The following is a 1,890-nucleotide window of genomic DNA, read 5'->3' as shown; positions in this document are numbered from 1 at the left end:
ACAACGCGTACGCTGTTGCCCTTTACCGTTACGTCTTGATCAACCATGCCGACATAGGTTACTTTCAGCTTGTTGTGCCCTGCGGGCATGCTGATAGAGAACTTACCGTCAGCGTCTGTCACGGCACCGGCGCTGGCGCCCACAACGCGGACAGTAGCACCGATAATCGGCTGACCGTCCTCCTGAGACACCACGGTTCCCGTAACTGCTGTTTGTGCCAGTGCCATTCCCAGTGACAGGAACAGGCAGGCCAAAATCATAGTTAGTCTTTTTTCCATAAATACTCTCTCTAATTAAATAAATAAATTATACTTTTGTTACAATATGCAAAAATAAAGATTATTTCATAAAGTCCAAAAAATGAAAGAAAAAAAAATGGGTTTAAGTCGGGTTTTTAACATAAATCTGACAGAATCACATAAAAATTCATGTAAAATGAAACTTTGAGTGTTATTTTACTTTCATTTTGATTTGTATATAAAGTGTATATACACCACTTCTTAACTTTTAGAATGCATCAAAATAAAGGCAATTTACACCTGAACATTCATATAAAGAAATTTAAATCTATATGCATAAATAATTAATTATATGCTTGCATTATGCTTATTCGCACATTTTTTTGAGTTAAAATTTTACACTTTAAATAATGCTTAATATCCGTTTCGTCTATGTTGACATGCAAATATTTAAGATATTATGCACAAAATGCATGTAAATTGCTTATTTACTGATATTTAATATCGCCCGGCAGACATTATGACACAAAACTATTTCAATACATCAAATAATGCAGACAGTAATTATGGTTCATTGTATATATAATAAGGTGTAATTAACTTAATTATAACAATATTGGATAAATATGCAATATTTTCTGCATAAATATAAATAAAGCACTGACAAAATGTAAGCAAAAACGATTCAATATGGCATAATGTAAACGCAAACACAGAGCAGAATGTCAACAAAAAGTATTATATAAAGTTTAAAATTATAGTATTTTAGCACTGCCTCAAACACTCGGCAGCCACATTTCATGCCACATTCCTATACAGAAATTTTAGTTTCATAGCACATAAAAACAGCAAAGACAGATTACATTATCAATAACTTTTTGACGCAATGAAATATGGATTTATTTCAATATGTAGCTCCGGACAAGCAAAATCATGACTTATAATCATAAAGTTTTCTGCTATAAATTATGCAAAACAGATTTGACATTACCTACCACAAAACTGCGACTACTGATAAAATAAGGCTTAACAAGCCTTTGCAACGCCACTTGACACAACGTTTCCACAAGACTTTTATATAGACACAAAATGCAAGACGACATAATATCCTGACCGTTTAAAATCAATATGCTTATTTAAACAGCAGGCAAGCTCCATACAGGCAGAAGCCTCTGTTAGATACAAAAAGCCATGTTTCATCGTGCAAAAGCATACATATTGCACGCCAAAAAGCCACGTTTCGCAGGGCCGTAAGTAAGCTTTTACGTAATCGGGATCTTACTTATAATAAATTTTCGCAGAAACTCGTCACTCGTCACAATCGGCCATAATTCATTGACAAACAAGCCGTTACGATGTGACGAGTTAAAACCTCAACTCGTCACGGCACAGTTAATCAACGCAAGTGTGACGAGTCAGGGGAAGCAACTCGTCACACCATATTTAACTGACTGTCAGCATTTTACCCGTCGATGTGACGAGTGACGAGTTTCTATCGAAAACTTTTTATCCTGTAGCTATATGTTGTCCTTTCCTAAAATTGGTTGACTTCTAACAAGCCATTCCCTGATTAAAGTTGACTCTGGTTAAACTTATAACTGTTATTGGTTGACTCTACTTTTAATTACTGATTAAAGTTGACTTTTACCGG

General features: G+C 34.9%; 1 protein-coding gene. It reads right to left on the bottom strand.

All coding sequences use genetic code 11. The features are described 5' to 3' along the window. Positions 1–278 (bottom strand): carboxypeptidase-like regulatory domain-containing protein (locus EJL04_RS16250; RefSeq protein WP_164511814.1); only part of this gene is annotated, 278 nt, incomplete at its 3' end. Positions 279–1,890: the final 1,612 nt, after the last annotated feature.

The organism is Prevotella marseillensis, from assembly GCF_900625065.1.
Taxonomy (GTDB): domain Bacteria; phylum Bacteroidota; class Bacteroidia; order Bacteroidales; family Bacteroidaceae; genus Prevotella; species Prevotella rara.
The sequence above is the reverse complement of the archived record's forward strand: the minus strand, read 5'-3'. Positions and strand labels throughout refer to the sequence as shown.